Here is a 1,190-nt window from a genome sequence, read left to right on the forward strand (position 1 = left end):
AGTGTAAATACCCCATTTATAACACAGTCATCTCGTAGAGAATTTATGCCGCATTTCGGTACTCTAACGGCGTCATGTCATTCAGTGAGTCGTGTGGTCGTTCAGTGTTATATAACTCAATCCAGTTTTCGGTTATTTGCTTTACCTCATTCAGGTTGTTGAAAATATATAAATCCAGTACATCATCACGATACGTTCGGTTAAATCGCTCAATGTATGCGTTCTGGTAAGGGCAACCAGGTTTGATGTAATCAATCATAATGCCATGCACTTTTGCCCAGCTGGTGAAGACTTCTGAGGTAAATTCACTGCCGTTATCAACGCGAATTTTCTCAGGGTAACCGTGCCATTCAGCCAGTTGGTCCAGATAACGTATTACACGCAACGATGGCATACTGGTCGCGATATCAATGCCGAGTATTTCACGGTTAAAATCATCAATAACATTGAATGTCCGAAACCGGACTTTGTTGTGCAAGCTGTCGCTCATAAAGTCCATTGACCAGCACTTACCCAGCGCACTAGGCGCAACCAAAGGCTCAGGGTTGCGGTTAGGCAAGCGTCGCTTTCCTTTGCGCCGTAGGTTCAGTTTTAACTCAGTATAAACACGATACACTCGTTTGTGGTTCCAGCGGTGGCCTAGCTTGCGAAGACGTTTGAAGCACTTAGGAAAACCCCAGCGATGATGTTTTTCAATCAACGCATTGAGTGCATCAATGATTGCAGTGTCATCGGTTAACTTAGGTTCGTAATAATAAGCGGTACGGCTGATGCCAACCGCATTACAGCAGGTTACAACGCTCGCGTTATACTGCACCTGTAGCTCACGTGCCCAAACTTTTCGTTCTGCCACAGGTGCTAAAGCTTTTTTATAATATCTTCTTGCATCTGCGATTTTAGGCTCAAATCCGCATACATTTGTTTGAGCCGACGGTTTTCTTCTTCAAGCTCTTTTAAACGGCGCACATCGGATGCTTCCATACCGCCGTATTTTTCGCGCCACTTATAAAACGTTGAATTGCCGATGCCATACTTACGGCAGAGGTCTTTGATCGGCATACCAACTTCAGCTTCTTTCAAAATCGCCACAATTTGGCTTTCAGTCTTTCGTTTGCTCATCGTCAAACTCCTTTCGTTTAGCTTAAAAGAAATTCTACGAGTAATCTGTATTATTTTACGGGGTAGTTACA

1 protein-coding gene is annotated in these 1,190 nt (G+C 43.8%); it reads right to left on the reverse strand.

Translation table 11 applies throughout. The features are described 5' to 3' along the window. Positions 1–43: 43 nt before the first annotated feature. A protein-coding gene (locus INT32_RS22005) for an IS3 family transposase (protein ID WP_369806375.1) occupies positions 44–1,119 on the reverse strand; the annotation gives its coding sequence in 2 pieces (ribosomal slippage) (positions 44–870 and positions 870–1,119; 1,077 coding nt in all). Between the last annotated feature and the right edge of the window lie 71 nt (positions 1,120–1,190).

Origin of the sequence: Advenella sp. FME57 (assembly GCF_014897675.1) — a bacterium.
In the GTDB taxonomy this organism is placed as follows: Bacteria; Pseudomonadota; Gammaproteobacteria; order Burkholderiales; family Burkholderiaceae_B; genus Advenella.